Source organism: Candidatus Acetatifactor stercoripullorum (assembly GCF_944382095.1).
GTDB classification, from domain to species: Bacteria; Bacillota; Clostridia; order Lachnospirales; family Lachnospiraceae; genus Acetatifactor; species Acetatifactor stercoripullorum.
The window spans coordinates 38240-56964 of sequence record NZ_CALWMU010000011.1; the positions used below are offsets into that span (position 1 = coordinate 38240).

General features: G+C 49.5%; 14 protein-coding genes. 2 read left to right on the forward strand and 12 right to left on the reverse strand.

Annotation, left to right across the window (positions count from 1 at the left end; translation table 11 throughout):
* Nucleotides 1–96: 96 nt before the first annotated feature.
* The 6 genes from gnpA to SHK35_RS05045 all read right to left on the reverse strand — a co-directional run bounded on the left by gnpA (nt 97) and on the right by SHK35_RS05045 (nt 9105).
* Nucleotides 97–2250 carry a 1,3-beta-galactosyl-N-acetylhexosamine phosphorylase gene (gnpA, locus tag SHK35_RS05020; RefSeq protein ID WP_318708890.1) on the reverse strand — a complete coding sequence of 718 codons (2154 nt, stop codon included), beginning with the start codon at nt 2248–2250 and terminating at the stop codon, nt 97–99.
* Nucleotides 2251–2270: 20 nt separating this feature from the next.
* A complete protein-coding gene (locus tag SHK35_RS05025; RefSeq protein WP_318708892.1) occupies nt 2271–4070 on the reverse strand; it encodes a GDSL-type esterase/lipase family protein in 1800 nt (599 codons plus the stop codon).
* A 2-nt stretch (nt 4071–4072) separates the two neighbouring features.
* The gene (locus SHK35_RS05030) at nt 4073–5125 is read right to left on the reverse strand and encodes a glycoside hydrolase family 88 protein (RefSeq protein ID WP_318708893.1); all 1053 of its coding nucleotides are present in this window, start codon (nt 5123–5125) and stop codon (nt 4073–4075) included.
* Between the two features lie 263 nt (nt 5126–5388).
* Nucleotides 5389–7119, reverse strand: coding sequence for an extracellular solute-binding protein (locus SHK35_RS05035; protein ID WP_318708895.1), 1731 nt, complete (start codon nt 7117–7119; stop codon nt 5389–5391).
* A gap of 86 nt (nt 7120–7205) precedes the next feature.
* Complete coding sequence (locus SHK35_RS05040) at nt 7206–8138, reverse strand: carbohydrate ABC transporter permease (RefSeq protein ID WP_318704747.1); 933 nt, start codon at nt 8136–8138, stop codon at nt 7206–7208.
* A gap of 13 nt (nt 8139–8151) precedes the next feature.
* Nucleotides 8152–9105 (reverse strand): ABC transporter permease, encoded by a 954-nt coding sequence (locus SHK35_RS05045; protein WP_318708897.1) that lies wholly within the window; start codon nt 9103–9105, stop codon nt 8152–8154.
* Between the two features lie 375 nt (nt 9106–9480).
* On the opposite strand from SHK35_RS05045, the gene SHK35_RS05050 reads away from it, so the two are divergent.
* Nucleotides 9481–10440: an AraC family transcriptional regulator gene (locus SHK35_RS05050; RefSeq protein ID WP_318704749.1), complete on the forward strand. Its 960-nt coding sequence runs from the start codon at nt 9481–9483 to the stop codon at nt 10438–10440.
* A gap of 180 nt (nt 10441–10620) precedes the next feature.
* On the forward strand, nt 10621–11184 hold the full coding sequence (locus tag SHK35_RS05055; RefSeq protein ID WP_318704750.1) for a hypothetical protein: 564 nt from the start codon (nt 10621–10623) through the stop codon (nt 11182–11184).
* Between the two features lie 48 nt (nt 11185–11232).
* On the opposite strand, the gene SHK35_RS05060 is transcribed toward SHK35_RS05055, so the two are convergent.
* The 6 genes from SHK35_RS05060 to SHK35_RS05085 form a co-directional block, all read right to left on the reverse strand.
* The gene (locus SHK35_RS05060) at nt 11233–13239 is read right to left on the reverse strand and encodes a 2-isopropylmalate synthase (protein ID WP_318708899.1); all 2007 of its coding nucleotides are present in this window, start codon (nt 13237–13239) and stop codon (nt 11233–11235) included.
* 367 nt (nt 13240–13606) lie between these two features.
* Entirely contained in the window at nt 13607–14092 is a 486-nt protein-coding gene (locus SHK35_RS05065) for a cytidylate kinase-like family protein (protein WP_318708900.1), read from the reverse strand.
* Nucleotides 14093–14152: 60 nt separating this feature from the next.
* Nucleotides 14153–14815: an InlB B-repeat-containing protein gene (locus SHK35_RS05070; RefSeq protein ID WP_318708901.1), complete on the reverse strand. Its 663-nt coding sequence runs from the start codon at nt 14813–14815 to the stop codon at nt 14153–14155.
* A 64-nt stretch (nt 14816–14879) separates the two neighbouring features.
* A complete protein-coding gene (locus SHK35_RS05075; RefSeq protein WP_318708902.1) occupies nt 14880–15983 on the reverse strand; it encodes a galactose/methyl galactoside ABC transporter permease MglC in 1104 nt (367 codons plus the stop codon).
* A 14-nt stretch (nt 15984–15997) separates the two neighbouring features.
* Nucleotides 15998–17497 carry a sugar ABC transporter ATP-binding protein gene (locus tag SHK35_RS05080; protein WP_318708904.1) on the reverse strand — a complete coding sequence of 500 codons (1500 nt, stop codon included), beginning with the start codon at nt 17495–17497 and terminating at the stop codon, nt 15998–16000.
* A gap of 129 nt (nt 17498–17626) precedes the next feature.
* Nucleotides 17627–18718 carry a galactose ABC transporter substrate-binding protein gene (locus SHK35_RS05085; RefSeq protein WP_318708906.1) on the reverse strand — a complete coding sequence of 364 codons (1092 nt, stop codon included), beginning with the start codon at nt 18716–18718 and terminating at the stop codon, nt 17627–17629.
* Nucleotides 18719–18725 lie beyond the last annotated feature (7 nt).

The window sequence follows — 18725 nt, forward strand, 5'->3', positions numbered from 1 at the left end:
TGTACAGTATTCCGTGGGCACTGTAAATCATGCGGGAATCTTTTTCACCAAAAAGGAGTGCCGCATCTGCAGCACTCCCTTAAAAACAGATTCCCTCTACAGCTCCATAAAAATGGTGTCATACGCCCCGATGGTCACCGTCTTGTCTCCCACATGGGTGGGAATGGTTGTGGTCTGTTCCTCTTCGCTGTTGTTGATTACCACCAGCTTGCGGCTCTCAGGATAGTAAGCGCATTCCGTATAGAGATTATCGGTCATATACAAGCCGCTTACGCCCTCCCCTCCGGCATAGCGGATCAGCTGATAAAGCATGCGGGTGTTCTCCGGGCTTACCTGGAAAGAGGCCAGATAAATGCCCTTGCCCTTCCCGAAATCATGAACGGTCACTAAGGGCTTGTCGTCCTGAGCCAAAAGCACCCTTGCCTGGCCGTCCGTAAGATACCGGTTCTCCTTGGGCAAAACCCTTGTCCCCCTGGGAAGGATATGCTCACTGTCAGAAGGCTCAAAGATCCATCTGCCGTGGCAGACCCTGGCGCCCGTATCCTCATCCACACCCAGCACATGAGCCATGCGGAAATAATTGTCATACCCCTGTACAGCCGAGGGCTCGTTGACTCCTAAAAAGACGCCGCCCTGGTACACCCATTTTGTGAGCGCAGTCACCAGCTCCTCATCCTTCCAGGCGTCTCCTCCGCTCCATGCACTGCCTGCATAACCGGCGTTGATCACCACATCCACATCCTCCAGCGCGCCCTTCTTTACATCCTCAAAGGAAAGAAAGCTTACCTCTATGGGCAGCCCGGAAAGGGCCTCGTTGATATGGATCAGATCGTGCATATAGGTTTCATGAAAATGCCCGGAAAGCGTCCAGGAGCGCAGCGCCCCCCAGCTGTGCAGCACCGCCGCCTTTGTCTTGATGGTATAGGGCCTGCCCTTCTCATGGAAGGAGCGTATCAGCCTAAATTCATCCGACACCTTTTCTATGTAATCGCAAAAATCGGGATAAGGCTCCACCAGATGCAGGTAGCCGCCCAGGCCGATGCGATCGATCTTCGCCCGAAGCAGAGCCCTTCTCACACTGTTCCAATATTTTTTGGCATCCAGGGTGGGATTTCCTCCCTCCATAAAGGTAGGTGCGCCCCCCAGTCCCACAGGGAACAGATAGGGGTGCAGGCGCAGCTCGTGAGTGGGCACATCCACGCCCGCACAGAGCCTTGCCTCGTATCCTGAAAACACACATTTGATCAAGCCGTCAAACCCAAACTCCTGAAACCGTCCGTTGTAAGGCTCCACGCCCACCCAGCTGTCGTCGTAAAACACATAAGCCTTTTTTCCGTAGCTGTGCACCAGATCAATGAGCTTTTTTCCAAAGGAAATCACAAAATCATTGATAAATTCCATCCAGTCGGCCTTTTTGCTGTTTCCCGGCATATGTGTCACATGGAGATTGCCCTTGTTGATAAAGTCCTCGGCGGTCATGGCATAGCCGTACTTCTTTTCAAATTCATTCAAGGCCCGGCTGCTCACCGTAAAATCGTAGGAACCCCAATCCGAGAAAAGATTGCGGTTTCTTTCGCTGCTGCCCCAGATCCACACAAAATTATAAAACATGGAGGTAAAGCGCACCACTGTGGTGTCCGGGTGGGTCTCACACCAATTCTTCATCCAGTCCAGCAGATAGTCCTGGGTTTCCGGATACCTGGGATCGATCTGCATAAGATGCTCCTTGTCCCAGTGGTTCGTGGTATGATTGTACATGGAAATCTCTTCCCAGATACGGTATGCCAGAAAGCTCACAGTATACTTATGAAAGGGCGCGATATTTCTTATGGTGACGGTACCCGTCTCTTTGTCATAGCTCCAGTTTTCTCCCTTTATCTTCTCATTGACAGTCCTGTCATAAACCTCCCAATAGGGGAATGCCTCGGCACTGTCATTGACAGCAAACTGCTCCTTGAAAAAACTGTCCAGAAGTCCAATGGTCACACTGCCCTCCACAGCAGTCTGCGCAGGTGTGCACAAAAAGGTCTGCTGCAGCTTATCCGGATTCTGTCTGGCCCATTCATTGTGATCTCTGATCATGCAGATGGTGGAATAAATCCCGTAGCCTGCATGTACGATTTCGTCGGAAAGCACGGTTCCGTCACTGTCACGGATCACATCCGCCCCCCACTTTTCTGCCATTTTTAAAGTGAGCTGTTCATAGCCGGACTCTCCCGGCAAGGTAAAGCCGCCCTTTTCCTTTGCCATTTTTCCTTCCTCCTCATCTTCTAAACATTCATTTTACGGCACATTTCCACTGCAAGCCCTCTTGTAATGACTCCCCGCAGATTGGCTTTCTCCTCCGAAGGAAGCATGCCGATGGCACAGGCCGCCCGCACAAAGGGCTTCGCATATGCACTGCAGTCCTGATCGTATATGCAAGGCTCCTCCCTGGGAATGCGTTTCCTGCTCTGGTAGCCATTTATGGCAAGCACCACAAATTCCTCCAAAGTCACGGGCCTCTCAGGATAAAAATGTCCCTTCTCCACCAGGTGAGGGTCTATCATTCCATTCTGATAAGCACATTCCACAGTGCCCGCATACCATTCGTGCCCCACCACATCCACAAACATATCGTTATATACATTGGTGGGAAAAAACCGCACTGTTTTGATAATCATATCCAGTACGTCTGCCCTTCTGGCCTCTTTTTCCAAATCCTCCACCTCAGAAAGAAGCTCCTGCGCTCTTACAGGGTTTGTGACATTCTCATACGCCTCAGGCTTTTTGGGCAGTACAATAGGGTCTTTGGCCTTCCATTCCCCGTAGCCTTCCGTCACGCACTTTGCCAGAAAGCAGTAGCCCGGCTCAGGATGCCGGCTGCACACCCGCTGTATCTCCTCCGCCACAAAGCCTGCCATTTTGTAAGCCCCATAATCATTGGTATGGGTATAATCATCCGGGAAAAAGTAAGCCTTTGCCTCCTCCAGTCCCTGCTTTTGAATGAAGTCCATGCTTCGCTGGTGCAGGTCCAGCACCGGCACCTCCAGGCGCCGTCCCACTTCCCGGCAGCTCTCCGCATACTCCGCAAGCAGATCGTTGTAGCTGCCGTCGTTTCCCTTCCAGCTGTTTCTGGCCACAGGCGTCACTAAAACAGGATACCCTCCCTTATCCCTGCATTCATTTATGTATCTTGCCAGATTGGTCCGATATCCGCCAAAAGCCTTCAGCTCATCCAGCTTCTGGTCGTTATGTCCAAATTGAAAAAAGAAAAAGTCCCCGGGCTTTCTGTACTGATCGATCACCGCATAATGTCCCTCCTTTCGGAAGGAATCCGTGGTGAGCCCTGAGTGGGCGTGATTGGACACTCCTGCCTTATCATTCAGATATGCAGTGATCATCTGCCCCCAGCCGCAGTAGCTGCTGCCCGGGGCATAGGGATAATCGGCGCTTTGATCCGTAACAGTGGAATCTCCTGCAATATAAATGGTGGGGCAGAGCACCTCCGCCACCGCCAGACTGCTGATTCTGGGCCTATCCGCCACCACGGTGATATCCAGGGTGGTATCTGCATAAATACGGGTCTGTCCCCGGGGGACTATGTCGCACACATTTACTATCATAGTGTGGGTAAATACCGTGTCCCCGGGAATATTTCCCAGAAAGCTCAGTCTCCGCCTTCCGGAAAATATCAGCACATTGTCCATAGGCTCCTGCGTCCTGATGGTAAGCGTAACCCTGTAATTTCCCTGACGGGGCACATCTACCTTGAAGGAAAGAGGAAGCCTCCTGCGCTCTCCCTCCTGGCGGTCTCCGTTCTTTTCCTCCAGTTCCTTAAGTATGCGGTCACAATCCACAAAGCATCCGTTTATGTCCCCTTCTATCACTGTCAAAGACGCATCCCGATACCAATAAACCGTGTCAAATCCCGAATTAAGCTCCGAAATCTGAAGAAGTTCCTGCTCCCGTCTATTCTCCTCTGCCACAAATCCATAACCCTTGCCAGGCCTGTAAAAATCACTTGGATTCACTCCTATGACATTTGCCGTATCAGAATCCTGGCCAAACAGGAAATTCCGCCGAAACATGTTTAAAGAGCACCGTCCTTTTCTATTTGATCAGAGATCAGCAATGTGGAGAAAAATGCCAGCGCAAGTCCCTGCCCCCAGCCCTGTATCCAGTCTCTGGAAATACCCCGGTAGCCTTCCACATCCTTCATCACAGCAGTCCCGGCAGACACGTTCATCACCTTGCCATCCTCGCTTACATTGTCCATAAGCCCTCTGATAGACTTATTGATATACTTTGAATGAAGGGGATTTCCTCTGGTAAGCATGGCAGCCGCAATCCCCGCAGATGCGGAAATTTCCTCATAGGAATCCGGGTCGTCAAGAACCGTGCGCCACAGCCCGTTTTCGGTCTGCACCGTCTTAAGGGCTGAGAGCTGCTCGTTCAGAGAGCCTGCTACATCCATGTATTTCGGATACAGATAGCACTCCGGCAGCACATTGCTCACCTGGGACATGGTAAAGGCTGCCCAGGCATTTGCTCTTCCCCAGTAAATTCCGGACATATGATCCTTGGTGATATTGTTATAACCGTGATAATAAAAACCGCTGCTGGGGTTCTGCAGATACTTAATGTGCCAGTAGTACTGGTTCAGGGCGTCATCGATCATGGCCTCATCTTTTTCCATGACGCCCACCCTAAGAAGAAGAAACGCCGCCATAAACAAGGTGTCTGCCCAGGCCTGCTCAGGGAAATCATTGTTGGCGGAAACCGTATGCTGCAGCACATGATCCCCAAACCGAAGCGCGTCCCTGGTCAGATATTCCACCTTGCTCATGAGAATATCATGATAACGCTGTTCTCCCGTGGCCTTGTATAAGGTAATCAGGCAATGCCCCATAGCGCAGGCGTTCACCGTCCATACTCTGGGAAGCCCCAGATCTATCAGTTCATCCACACGATCCTTTAAAAGCTTCAGATACTCTTCCTTACCTGTTTTTTCATAGGCGTCGCTGATCCCATAGTAGGCCACTCCGCAGGGCCAGTCCCAGGTCAGATCCATGTTCATGGTTTTTCTTACAATTCTGTCAATTACCTGCTCGACTTCCTGTTTGTCATACTCCAGCTTTAGCATAATTCCTCCATTTCTACTGTCTTGCAGTATTATAAAATTTTCTTATACTCTTACTGTAAAAGTATCCCTTATTTCAGTCAAGTATAAAAAACCGCTGAAATGTTTTTAAAAACTGTAAACCCATAAGAAAATTTTATAAATACAGTTTTTTATAATTACAGCCCTCCAGCCTGGGCCGGAGGGCTGCTTTTACTGCTCTCGCTTATGCGCTCTGCCTATCAGGAGCGCTCTTCTACTTTCAGCGTTCTCTTTGACGGATACAGTTATTCGGGAAGCTTCGTTGTGTTGCCAGCCTCATAAGCTGCCGCTCTCTCATCCAGAATTTCCTGATAGCCTGCATCTGCATACTGCTGTGCCAGCTCGTCATACAGAGCGTCAAACTCCTCAGGGCTGCACATGGTCAGCTGATCTCTGTACTCGGTGTACAGGGAAAGCAAGGTTGCCTGATACTCGCTTGCAGACTCAATTACTACAGAGTAGTTACAGTCGCTGACGCCATAGCCTGCTTCGTAAAGCTCTACCTGAGCGTAATAGTTGTCAATGATATCCTGTGTGAAGTCCTCGGGAATTCCCTTAGGAGAGGACATTGCAATCACATCCTCGATGGTACCTGCGTTTCTGGCCTCGATGGTTACACACCAGTAATCCTTGTTGTTGCCATAGCCCTGGGTCTTGTCGCCGCTGTAATCTGCAACGGATACAGGCAGGCCGTTCTCATCCAGAGTATAGTGCTCGCCTTCGTTGCCCCACTGCATGGTAAACAGATTATCCTCCAGGGTCATCCACTCCATGTACATCATAGCGGCCTTGATCTCATCCTCAGAAGCCTGAGAGGAGAAGCCGATCATCATACCGAAGGGATTGTTGGCACGGAATGCGAAGGGCACTGTGCCTGCTTCCTCATCCACTACGTTCTGGGAAATTCTTACCGCAAGATCTCCGTCGGGATTCTGCTCGTAGAATGCGGTCACCCAATCCATGTCTGCGGAGATATAGTTGCTGTATAACAGGGTCTTTCCGTTTACAAAGTTAGCCTTTGCGGTCTCCAGGTCGATGATATAATACTCCGGATCAAGGTATCCCAGGTTGTACTTCTCATTCTCTCTGCGGATATACTCTCTGTTTGCATCGCTGCCCAGAGCGGGAATCGCATAATCGCCGTAGGTTGCCCACTCAAGCTCATCCTGAGGATAGGTTCTGAAGGCATAGTTCTGATCCACGCCTGCGCCGGTAATCATCTGGCCGCCGTAGGGATGCTCGCAGATGCCTGCGTCAACCAGCGCCTGAAGCATTTCCTTCTCCTCTGCCCAGGTAGTCGGATACTCGTCATAGCCGACCTGCTCCAGCCAATCCTGACGATACATGGTAACCCAGGTATAGTTTGTGTTGTAATAAGGTCTCTCAGCCAGCACAAAATAACGCTCGCCGTTCATTTCCGTATACTGAATCTGATCATTTTCCACCATTCTGTTGTAATAGGTGGGAGCAATCTGCGCAAACTGATCAATATCATAGGTGGTCAGATAGCCGTCTGCCGCCCACTGTGCCAGCTTGGGATAGTCATACTCCATCAGGATGGTAGGTAGATCCTGGGAAGCTGCCAGCAGGGAATAAGAGGTAAGCACATCAGAACGCGTAATGGGCTCAAACTCCAGAGTAATGTTGTAAGCGTCGCCAAAATTCTCCTGAATCCAGGTCTCCCAATAGTTTTCTCCAATGGCAGGAACGCCCTCCTGGCCTCTGTCATAAACCGGAATGGTCAGAGTCACATTTTCTGCAAAGGGCTCCCATCCGTCAATTCCTGCAACCGCATCGGCCGCCTCCGTTGAAGCTTCAGCCGTATCGCCTGCCGCCTCGCTGCTTTGCGCCTCTGTAGAAACCGCTGCAGAATCATTTGCCGCGTCTTCCGTGCCGCCGCAGGCGGTGAGCATACTCACTGCCATAGCGCCGGTAAGCACTGCGGCAAGCATTTTCTGAAGAGTGTTCTTCTTCATAATAATATCCTCCTTCATAATAATTGTATAGTTTATAAACACCCGGAATGCTCCGGTAAACTACCTGATGAAACATAAAGCCCTTATCAGCCCTTTACAGCCCCGATCATGGCCCCCTTCACAAAATACTTCTGCAGGAAGGGGTAAATGCAGATAATCGGGATGGTTACAAACATGATGCTGGCTGCCGACAGCACCTCCGGGGTACTGGTCACCGCCGCCTGCTCGGAAAGGGTCGCGCTCTGCGCCTCCGTGGCCGACGCCACCATCTGATACAGCTTATACTGCACCATTTTCAGTCTGTCGGTTTTTATGTAATACATATTGTCCGCGTAAGCATTCCAGCGTCCTACTGCATAGAACAGGGAAAGGGTCGCGATAATGGGCTTGGACAGGGGAAGCACGATCTTTGTAAGGATCTGCAGGTTGCTTGCGCCGTCCAAAAAGGCGGACTCCTCCAGGCTGTCCGGTATGCTGGCCTGAAGATTTGTCTTCATGATCAGCATATTGTAGGGGGAGTAGATCAGGGGCCAGATCAACACCCACATGGTATCCAAGAGATTTAAATCGTTCATCAGCAGATAAGTAGGAATCACACCTGCGGTAAAGTACATGGGAATCATAAGCACAATGGTAAAAAAGGTTCGCCCTTTCAGCCTCTTTTTGGAGAGGGGATATGCCGCACAGGTACACACGATCATGCCCAGCACCGTGAATATCAGGGTTACCACTACACTGTAGCCCATAGAATACACCAAACTCCCATCCTTAAAGATGGAGACATAGGCGTCAAAGTTAATGCCCTTGGGCCAGAAATAAACCTCTTTAGCGATAACGAAGCTGTTGCCGGATATGGATTTTGCCGCCAGATGGACAAAGGGCACCACACAGGTGGCACAAAGCAGCACGATAAACAGCATCATGACAAAATCGCTGACCCGGAATTTGTTGATAGCTCTGCTGCCGTCAGGAGATGACGTCTGCGCGCCGCGAACCACTTCTTCTTTTTTCTTAGCCATATGCGTTCACCTCCTATAACAAGCCATCTTCGCCGAGCTTCTTTGCCACCCGGTCTGACAAAAGCACCAAAATCACACCCACCAGGGACTGGAACAGATTCACCGTGGTTGACATACTGAATCTTCCGTTCTCCAGACCCTTTTCAAATATGTATACCGCCAGCTGATACTGGAAATCCTTTACCTGGCTGTTCTGCAGGGCTGTCAGACGCTCCAGGTTGCTGTTCATCACACGTCCCAGGTTCATAATCAGCATGGTTACGATGGTTCCCTTGATGCCCGGGAGCGTAATATGCCACATACGCTTCCATCTGTTGGCGCCGTCGATCATGGCCGCCTCATAAAGCTCACCATTGATGCCGGTGATGGCCGCCAGATAAATGATGGTTCCCCATCCCATGGTCTGCCATACGTTTAAGAGCAGATAGGTCACCGCCCAGTGGAACTTCTCCGTCAGGAAGGGAATTCCTTCCTCTATCAGGCCAAGATCCATCAAAGCCATGTTTACCAAACCCGTGGACGGCCGGAACATGGTGTACGCCACGCTTCCAATGATGGCCCAGGAAAGGAAGTGGGGCAGATACAGGATGGTCTGCGTCACCTTCTTAAACCTGGGGAAACGAAGCTCATTCAAAATCAATGCCAGGATTACCGGCATGGGAAAGCCAATCACCAGATCCAGCACGTTAAATACAATGGAGTTTCGTAAGGCCCGGTGGAAATCCGCATCCTGGAACACCTTGATAAAGGTTTCAAGACCCACCCATTCGCTGCCGTCATAGCCTCTGGCGGGCTTGTAATCCATGAACACCATGCGCAGGCCGGGATATGCAGCGTAGCTGAAAATAATCACCATTAATAAGGGGAACAAAAGCAGCAGATACAGCTGCCAGTCTCGTTTCAAGGAATTTTTCCAGCTGGTGCCGGTTTTTACCTTAGGCGCTGCGGGAGCTTTACTCTTCGCCATATCATAACCTCCTCCAATACATGCAACATCTTGTTGTCAATTTGCATAATTTTTCTGCTTTTCTGTCTCTATTATCATACACATTTGCAATTTTTTCTAAGCAATTACCATATAAAACTGCGCAAAAACGACCATTTATTTTTCCCTTCATTTTTGACTTCATGGAATTTTTGCCTATAAAATCTACATATTATTTGCTTTTTATGCGCAAACTGCCAATCAAAGCCCGTTTTTCTCAAAAATCCGTACTTTTTATGCGTTTTCCCAACAAATATTATGGTTGATTTTCTTCGATTAAATTGCTATATATAGTATAGAGGTAAAAAACAGCTACAATTTATTCTGTTTTTATTTCATTTTGGAAGGGGGAATTTCATGGCAAAGCCAAAGAGCGCTGTAATTGAGTATCGAAATTATTATCTGCCCATTCATTTTCCCGTGCTGCTGCTGTCGGGGGACTATTGGAAAATATCCGACATTCCCAGCGGACGGCTTCATTTTCATAACTGCCTAGAGATCGGCGTCTGCCATTCCCACAGCGGCACCATGGAATTTTACGGGGAGCCCTGTCCCTTTAAGGAGGGAGACGTCACGGTAATTCCCAGGAATGTACCGCATACCACCTACAGCACACCGGGCACGGAAAGCCATTGGTCCTATGTTTACTTCGATCCCCAGGAGCTGTTTCGGAATATGCTGCCTGCCACCTGGAAAAATTATGATCTTACGCCCTACAATTTCCACAGCTATAAGCATATTCTGAGCGGAAACGAATATCCCCATATCCACCGGCTGGTGCTGGATATTATAAGAGAGCTGGAAAATCAGGGCCCCAGCTACCAGATCAGCGCCAGAGGACTTCTTTTATCCCTTTACATCCAGCTCTACCGCATTGAAAACGAGGAGAGCAAGGGAAGCGCCGGGGACAAGCCGGAGGGGCAGCCCCTTGAGAATTCGCTGATCATTGCTCCCGCTTTGGATTACATAGAAAAAAATTATATGCAGCAGTTTTCCGTAGACTATCTTGCAGACCTGTGCCACTGGAGCACTACCCACTTCAGAAGAGTTTTCCGGGAAATCATGGGGACCTCTCCCCTTGATCACCTGAATAACACCCGCATTTTAAAATCCTGCAACCTTCTGCGCAGCACAGAGCATTCCATTCTTGAAATTTCAGAAATGGTGGGCTTCCATTCCGTGTCCAGCTATAACCGCTGCTTTATCAAAATCATGCAGACGTCCCCTAGGGACTACCGCAAGCAGATACAGCAAAGTGACAAGCGGGCGGAAAAACAGTCCATTCTGGAATACGCAGGATGGATGTTTCCGGAGTGATGTGTACATATTGCCCAAAAACCGCTTTCTCTTTTTTTATTTATCTGTGTATTGATTTTGTTTTGCTTTATTATTATACTATTCTTATATTAATCATTTATTTTCAGAAATTATAGATTTAATCGCAGCTATCCATAGTTCATTGTTTTGTGTTTCAGGGAATTCAGAAAGGGGGCATTTATGAACAACAAATGGGTGAATTGCATGGCCGTCTGCAGTCTGTGCCTTGTTTTTGCAGGCTGCGGCCAAAGGGAACGGGAAATTTCCCTGACAGAGCTGCAGAATTCATCGGGGGACTTCCAGTTTTCCTCAGTTCAGTGGGGCTCATCCAAGGAGGACATAGAAGAGACCCTCGGGGTCACACTGGATGAATTCTTATCTGCAAACAGCAGCCATCAGGCCTATATGGCTTCGGAAGCCTTTGAGTGGGAGGGCGCCCAGGCCCGGCTGCTTTGCGACTTTGAAAATGAGACCTTAAGCAGCGTCTCCTTCCACATTTTCCCCGAGGAGGATGAACAGGAGGCCGTCTGGGAGGCTCTTACCCAAGAGCTCACTTCCCTCTACGGCGAAGCGGAGATTTTTTTCCGGGAGAGCCAGATCGAGGAGCTTGGCTTTACCACCCAGGGGGAATCTTATCTCTGGGAGCGCACAGAGGGCATCCACACGGCGCTCGTCCTTACTGATTTCAAGCAGGACGGCTCTTTCAAGTATATTCTTTTGTCCGTTTATCCAGTCACAAAATAAGAGAAAAGAGAAGCGGCGCATTTTTGCGCAGCTTCTCTTATTTTACAGCTATTTTACAGCCTGCCTGCGGTACTGCACAGGCGTCACATGATAGGTCTTTTTAAACAGGCGGTTGAAATGCTCCACGTTCTCATATCCCACATTGGCCGCAATGGTCTCCACAGTCTGGGCTGTTTCCCTGAGCATGGCTTTTGCCTTTTTCAGCCGCTCCTCCTTTACCGCCTCCTGAAAGGTCATGCCTGATTTCTCCTTGATATATTTGGAGAGATAGGGGCCGGAAAGGGGAAATTGTTTTGCAAGGCCCTCCAGCCCCACATCCGTGTAATGCTGTTTTATAAAGCCCATAATTTCCACAATTCTCTCTTCTCTTCCTTCGCGGATGTGCTGTGCCGCAGCCAGCTTATTGGCCGCAGACACCAACGCCGCTATGGAAGCCTTGATGATATCTTCGTCCAAGCCTACGCCCCAGTCGTACTTTCCATCATGAACAATGCCTACATAGGCTGCAGCCTTTGCACTGGAGCCCGTGGAAACGGCATGCTCCTCATAAACGGAAAGCTCGTAATCCATGCCGAAAAAGAGCTTCACCGCATTGCTTACCGCATCCAGCCGGCCGTTTCCTGCGGCAGTAACCACTCTGCTTTCGCCCTTCTGGGCTATGGTCACCTCCGCAATGATGCCGTCCTTTTGCTTGAAATGGCACTCCGGCACATCAAAGACCATTCGGGGCGTGATATAATTTTCCTCGAAAATCGTATAGATTTCCCCCGGGCGCAGCTCCTGATGCCGCTTGTCGGACACACCCTTTATCAGGTAGCCCACCTCTTCCTTCATTTCCGCCGGAAGGGAGAAGCCAAACTGCTGCTTCAGCACAAAGGCCACGCCTCCCTTTCCCGAGACACTGTTGATACGGATTACATCGGATTCATATTCTCTTCCCACGTCGGAGGGGTCGATGGGCAGATAAGGAACATCCCAGCGCTTTCCGCTCTTTCCCGCCTTAAGCCATGCCATGCCCTTGCTGATGGCATCTTGATGGGAGCCGGAAAAGGCGGTAAACACCAGATCCCCTGCATAAGGGGTTCTCTCATGCACTCTCATGCCTGTAAATTTCTCATAAGCCTCCCTGACCTCCATAATCCGGGAGAAATCAAGCCCGCTTTCCACGCCGTGGCACAGCATATTTAACGCCAGCGTGACAATGTCCACATTTCCGGTCCGCTCTCCATTGCCAAACAGGGTGCCCTCCACCCGGTCCGCTCCGGCCAGAATGCCGAATTCCGCATCGCTGATGCCGCAGCCCCTGTCATTGTGGGGATGTACGCTAAGCACCACATTTTCCCTGTATTTTAAGTGCTTGTGCATGTACTCCACCTGACAGGCAAACACATGGGGCATGGCAACCTGTACCGTGGTGGGCAGATTGATGATGGCCTTCTGGTTTTCCCCGGGCTGCCACACATCCAGCACCGCGTTGCAGACCTCCAGGGCATAGTCCACCTCCGTCTGGGAAAAGCTTTCCGGGCTGTACTCAAAAGTAAAATTCCCCTCCGTCTCCTGGGCCAGCTTTTTTAACATTACCGCGCCGTCCACCGCCAGCTTTTTCACCGCTTCCTTATCCTTATGAAATACCTGCTCCCTTTGCTCTACGGAGGTGGAATTGTATAAATGCACCACCGCATGGGGCGCGCCCTTTACCGCCTCAAAGGTCTTGCGGATAATATGCTCTCTGGCCTGAGTGAGCACCTGTATGGTCACATCTTCGGGAATCATATCCCGCTCAATCAGCGCCCGGATAAAGTTATATTCCGTATCCGAGGACGCCGGAAAGCCCACCTCTATCTCCTTGAAGCCCAGCCTTACCAGCAGCTTAAAGAATTCCAGCTTCTGCTCCAGACTCATAGGCTCCACCAGCGCCTGATTGCCGTCTCTTAAGTCTACGCTGCACCAAATGGGGGCTTTCTCAATGCTGTCCTTTTTCACCCAGTCATAGGTCGCCTCCGGGGGCATAAAATAAGATTTCTTGTATTTTTCACTTACTGTTGTTTTTCCCATGGATATATCCTCTTTCCTTTACTCAAGTTCTACTTTTCAGATTGTTCCATGGTAGCACAATCTTATTCTGCCAACAAGTATTGAGTTTAATTTATTTATTGATTTATTTTAATGTTCTTCTTTTTAAAACAAGTCTATTTTTTGAAAAATTATGATATTCTCTTTCTTTTATATTTAATATATTTCTTTTTGACAGCTATAATATTTATTGATTTTTTTTGTTTTCATTTATGATTTTTTTTGTGTTATCGAGCAGCACTTTTGCTGCTTTCTCACATAAAAAAAGTATGGATTCTGTTCTGCATTTGAATCCATACTTTCCTGTATTTCCCTTTGGAGGTCCCAAAGCCTCCCATATGATAATATCTTAAATAATCTCTACCCGTTCAAAATATTTCAAAAGAATCCCGGCGCAGTTCTCTATTCCCAGTCTGGAGGTATCCAGAATCATGTGGTAATTATTCACATCGCCCCAGACCTTGCCGGTATTTTCATAGTAATAGTCGGCCCGTTCCCTGTCGTTTTTCTCAAGCAGGGTCTTAGCCTCCTCATAGGGCAGCGATTCTTTCTTCATAATCCGGTGAATCCGGTCCTCCTTATCCGCGCTGACATAAATGTTAAATACATTGGGCTGATCTTTCAGAATTTCAGAAGCACAGCGGCCCAAAATAATACAAGGGTGTCCCGCCAGCTCCTTTATCACCTCCGCCTCAGAGGCAAAGCTGTCCCCCTCAAGCTCATGCTCAATATAGGCCTTATCATACACAGGCACATTCAGCTTTTCAGAAAGCTCCTTTGCGATCAGGCTGGCGCCTGTTCCAAACCTGCGGCTCATGGTAATCACTAAATTCATAGGAATCCCTCCTTTGTGCTTCCTATTGTATGATAAAAGAATTGAATTTGCAATTCCTTTTTATTCCCATGCCGCTGTAAGCACATGCTCGCCTGTCATCTGTACGATGGTGTCGGAGGTAATGATTTCCCCGTCGTATTCCCAGCCCAAGAAGGTGCTTCCCTGTTTTGACACAACTGGAAGCTCCCCATAGGTCTCCCCAAAGGTCACCTCCATGGGCGCAAGCACATCCGAGCCCTCCTGGGAAACACCGCCGTTTAAATCAAACTTTACCGTGATCCGGGCCGGGGTCCATCTGGCATAAAGGGTAATGTCTCCGGTGACCTTTTCACTTTCAAAGCTCCAGGCCGTTTCCTCTCCTTCTATCTGCCCATACCAGCCCTGAAAATCATAGCCCGGCTTGTAAGGCTCCTCCGGTTTTGACACCAGCTGTCCATATCTGAGATTCTGTGCCGCCACCTGGCTGCCGCCCTGGGTGTCAAAGGTAATTTGAAAGCCTCCGTTTATGGTGAAATAGATGATCAGAATCAGGGCAGCGCCTGCCAGCACTCCGATCAGGCCGTCCAGTATGCGGATTGGCACATCCTTACTGCCGTAAATTCCTCTGCCAAACCATTTCCCTCTGGGCCTTTGGCTGCTTTGCGCCTCTTCCCTCTGCCGGCTTTCTTCTGTCTGCTGATTTTCCTCCGTCTGCAGGTTTTCCTGCATGTGCTGATTTTCCATGGCGCTGTCTCCTGATCTGTTGTCCTTAAGCATTTCCCATGCTCTTATCCTGCTTGTTAAAAAATTACTTGCGCACCAAATACTTTCTCATATCAATGGCGCAGGCGATCAAAATAATAAGTCCCTTGATCACATACTGCATATTCATGTTAATGGAAAGGAAATTCAATGCCACGAAGATAATACGCAGCAGGAATACGCCCATAACCACGCCGCTGATCTTACCGGTGCCTCCTACAAAGGATACACCGCCGATTACGCAGGCTGCGATGGCGTCGCATTCATAGTTTAATCCGGTGGCTGCGGTGTTGGAACCGATACGGGAGGACTCAATAAATCCTGTGATGCCGTACATAGCGCCTGCCAGTGTATGTACCAAAATGGTGGTACGCATTACGTTTACGCCGGAAACCTTAGCCGCCTCGGGGTTGGAGCCCACTGCAAACATGTTTTTGCCAAAGGTGGTTTTATTCCAGATAAACCACATCAATGCAACCACAATGCAGGCCAGCCACACATAATTGGGTATGGCCACCCTCGCCCCTCCCGCCTGGAAGGACACAATGCTTCCCTTTACCACGTCGTTGAAATGCTGGTCCAGACCGGACAGAGGCTGTCCGTTATTTCCATTGATCATGATATACATCAGCAGAATGCCGTACACGATCAGCTGGGTGGCCAGCGTAACAATGAAGGGATGCAGCTGGAATTTCGCTACAAAAAAGCCGTTTACCCAGCCTACGATGCCGCCTACCAGAATCACAATGATGATCATCAGCGGAATGGGCAGTACCGGAAGGTTGGGGAACATCTTGGTGGCATAATCTACCGACTGCATCAGGGATGCGGTAATACATGCCGTCAGGCCCACAACGCGCCCTGCGGAAAGGTCTGTTCCCGTCAGCACGATACAGCCCGCAATACCACAGGCAATGGGCAGGTTGGCTGCCGAAAGGCTGATGATATTTACGATAGACGGGGCACCCAAAAAGTTATGATTTTGTATATAGGTGTAGATAATTGCAATAATCAGCAGGATATACAGCGCATTGTTTAACAAAAATTCCTTCCAAAAGGTTCTCTTGTCTCTGCTGTCCAGGCTCTTGTAATTTGCAAAGCCCTGCTTCATACTGCCTATTTTGTTATGAAACATTTTCGTGGGATTCATGCACGTATCCTCCTCTAAACATATTTTGCGGCAAGAGCCATGATTTCCTCCTGCGTGGTATTCTTTGCATCCACCTCTCCCGCCAGCCTTCCGCCGCTCATGACCAAAATACGGTCGCATACGCCCAGAAGCTCCGGCATTTCCGAGGATACCATAAGAACTACCTTCCCTCTTTTGGCCAGATCAATAATCAGCTGATATATCTCATACTTGGCGCCCACATCAATGCCTCTGGTAGGCTCATCCAGCATCAGCACCTCCGGCTCCGTTAAAAGCCACCGCCCAAGGATCACCTTCTGCTGGTTTCCTCCTGAAAGCGATCTGATCTTGGTTTTTTGGGAGGGCGTCTTGATCCGCATGGCATTGATGGACCACTCCGTATCCTTTTCCATAGATTTTTCACTGAGGTAAACGCCCGCCTTCTTATGCTTCTTGAGGCTTGAGATTACCGTGTTTTCCCGGATATTTAAAATACCGAAAATACCGGTTGCCCTGCGCTCCTCCGTCAGAAGGGCAAATCCGTTTTTGATGGATTCCCTGGCATTCCGATTGCTTACCACCTTTCCGTCCAGCTTGATTACGCCGTCCTTTCTGGTGGCAACGCCAAATATGTTTTCCAAAGTTTCCGTACGTCCACTGCCGTCCAGCCCGGCCAGACCTACAATCTCGCCTCTTTTTGCCTGGAAGGAAACATTCTTTAAGAGAGAATACCTGGCCGTGAGATTTTCCACCTCCAGGGCCACCTTTCCCGGCTTGTTTGTCTTTGGCGGAAACTGGTTTGTCAGCTCTCTTCCCACCATCAGCTTTATAATCTGATCCGTGGTCAGCTTTTCCGCAGGCTCCGTGGCCACCCAGGTACCGTCCCTCATAACCGTAACTTCGTCTGCAATTCTTAAAATCTCTGCCATTTTGTGGGAAATATATATAATTCCGCAGCCTCTGTCCCGAAGCATATTGATGATCTTAAATAAATGCTCCACTTCCTCCTCTGTGAGGGAAGAGGTGGGTTCGTCAAACACAATCACCTTGCTGTTATAGGATACCGCCTTTGCGATCTCCACCATCTGCCTCTGGGAAACGGGCATGGTGCTCATAATTCTCCTGGGATCCACCGAAATCCCCAGCTCCTCAAAAACAGCCTTGGTGCTTTCATACATACGGTGCTCATTTACCACAAGCCCCGCAGTTTTTGGATATCTCCCCAGCCATATGTTATCCATCACATTGCGCTTCAGGGCCTGATTCAGCTCCTGATGCACCATGGCGACCCCATTGTTTAACGCTTCCTTGGAATTTTTGAAGTTTACTTCTTTTCCTTCCAGTAAAATACTTCCGGAGTCCTTACTGTAAATGCCGAACAAGCATTTCATCAGCGTGGATTTTCCGGCTCCGTTTTCTCCCATCAGTGCATGCACCGTGCCCTTCTTTACCGTCAAAGAGACGTGGTCAAGGGCCTTTACGCCGGGAAATTCCTTGCATATGTCCGTCATCTGTAACAGCACTTCCCGTTCCATACGCATCCTCCTTACTGTCTGTTTCCATGCTTCCGCCCACAAGGCTTTCCTGCGGCGGATATGCCCATGAAAGCCCTGTCAGCGCAAAAGCAGCCGCTGCCGTAGCAGCAGCCGCTTTTGCTATGCCCTTTATTCTCCGGTATATACTCCATAAGGAATATAAATCTTGTTGCTTACATTCGGGGAAATATTGTAGCTGTCTGTGTCTGCCATCAAATCGCTTCCTGCCTGAACGTTCTTTGTAAGATGTGCGATTGCGCCCGCCATGCCTTCTGCATCCTGCTTGATGGTTCCTGTCATCTTGCCGTCTGCGATCAGCTGCTTTGCAGCATCCGTTGCGTCAACGCCGAATACGGGAATTGTGGTGCTGCTGCCGTCTCCAAGGTTGTAGCCCTTGTCGTTTAATGCGGAAATAACGCCCTCTGCCATGCCATCGTTGTTGCAGATTACGATCTCGATCATATTTCCAGAGGACTCGTTGTACTGTGACAGGTTGGTGGTCATATAGTTGTTTGCTGCAGTTGCGGACCAGTTGCCGTCCTGGTCAACCTGATACTTATCCGTATTGGAAGCGTCAAAGTATTCCAGCTCAGGCTTGCCTGCTGCAGTCAGCGCTGCATTGGCATCCTCTACAGCGTACTGGGTACGATAGATAGCCTCCACATTGCCCAGCTGTCCCATGAACATTGCATAGCTGATTACGCCGTCGCCGTTCAAATCAACGGTGTCATAGTTTTCCACCACATATTCGCCGATCATCTGGCCCTGCATATGTCCCGCCTCGGGAGCGTCCGTGCCCACAAACGCGCACTTGTCATAGCTTCCAAGCACTACGCCTTCCTCTTCGTCAGGCTCTACCGCACGGTTAAAGAAAATAACGGGAATTCCCGCCGCCTCCGCCTTATCGACGATAGCCTGGGAAGCGTCTACGGAACCTGATGTAACGATATTTACAATCAAAAGATTTGTTCCCTGGGCAATGGCTGTGTCAATCTGTTCATTCTGTGTGGTCTGGTTGCTGTTTCCGTCATAATTCTGGAAATTGATGCCGGCTTCGGTCAGCTGTGCATCCAGCGCGGTACGCACACTGGAAATATAAGTATCGCTGTAGGTATAGTAGAACACGCCTACGCTCAGCTCATCACTTCCTCCTCCGCTGCCGCATGCGGCAAGTCCCAGCATCATAATGCCGGCCAGAATAACTGCCAAAAACTTTTTCATAAAACAT

Coding starts and splice junctions, on each gene's coding strand:
- gnpA (WP_318708890.1), bottom strand. CDS start 2,250: ATGGCAAAGGAAAAGGGCGGCTTTACCTTGCCGGGAGAGTCCGGCTAT.
- SHK35_RS05045 (WP_318708897.1), bottom strand. CDS start 9,105: ATGGCGAAGAGTAAAGCTCCCGCAGCGCCTAAGGTAAAAACCGGCACC.
- SHK35_RS05055 (WP_318704750.1), top strand. CDS start 10,621: ATGAACAACAAATGGGTGAATTGCATGGCCGTCTGCAGTCTGTGCCTT.
- SHK35_RS05050 (WP_318704749.1), top strand. CDS start 9,481: ATGGCAAAGCCAAAGAGCGCTGTAATTGAGTATCGAAATTATTATCTG.
- SHK35_RS05070 (WP_318708901.1), bottom strand. CDS start 14,815: ATGGAAAATCAGCACATGCAGGAAAACCTGCAGACGGAGGAAAATCAG.
- SHK35_RS05065 (WP_318708900.1), bottom strand. CDS start 14,092: ATGAATTTAGTGATTACCATGAGCCGCAGGTTTGGAACAGGCGCCAGC.
- SHK35_RS05060 (WP_318708899.1), bottom strand. CDS start 13,239: ATGGGAAAAACAACAGTAAGTGAAAAATACAAGAAATCTTATTTTATG.
- SHK35_RS05030 (WP_318708893.1), bottom strand. CDS start 5,125: ATGCTAAAGCTGGAGTATGACAAACAGGAAGTCGAGCAGGTAATTGAC.
- SHK35_RS05040 (WP_318704747.1), bottom strand. CDS start 8,138: ATGGCTAAGAAAAAAGAAGAAGTGGTTCGCGGCGCGCAGACGTCATCT.
- SHK35_RS05080 (WP_318708904.1), bottom strand. CDS start 17,497: ATGGAACGGGAAGTGCTGTTACAGATGACGGACATATGCAAGGAATTT.
- SHK35_RS05035 (WP_318708895.1), bottom strand. CDS start 7,119: ATGAAGAAGAACACTCTTCAGAAAATGCTTGCCGCAGTGCTTACCGGC.
- SHK35_RS05075 (WP_318708902.1), bottom strand. CDS start 15,983: ATGAATCCCACGAAAATGTTTCATAACAAAATAGGCAGTATGAAGCAG.
- SHK35_RS05085 (WP_318708906.1), bottom strand. CDS start 18,718: ATGAAAAAGTTTTTGGCAGTTATTCTGGCCGGCATTATGATGCTGGGA.
- SHK35_RS05025 (WP_318708892.1), bottom strand. CDS start 4,070: ATGTTTCGGCGGAATTTCCTGTTTGGCCAGGATTCTGATACGGCAAAT.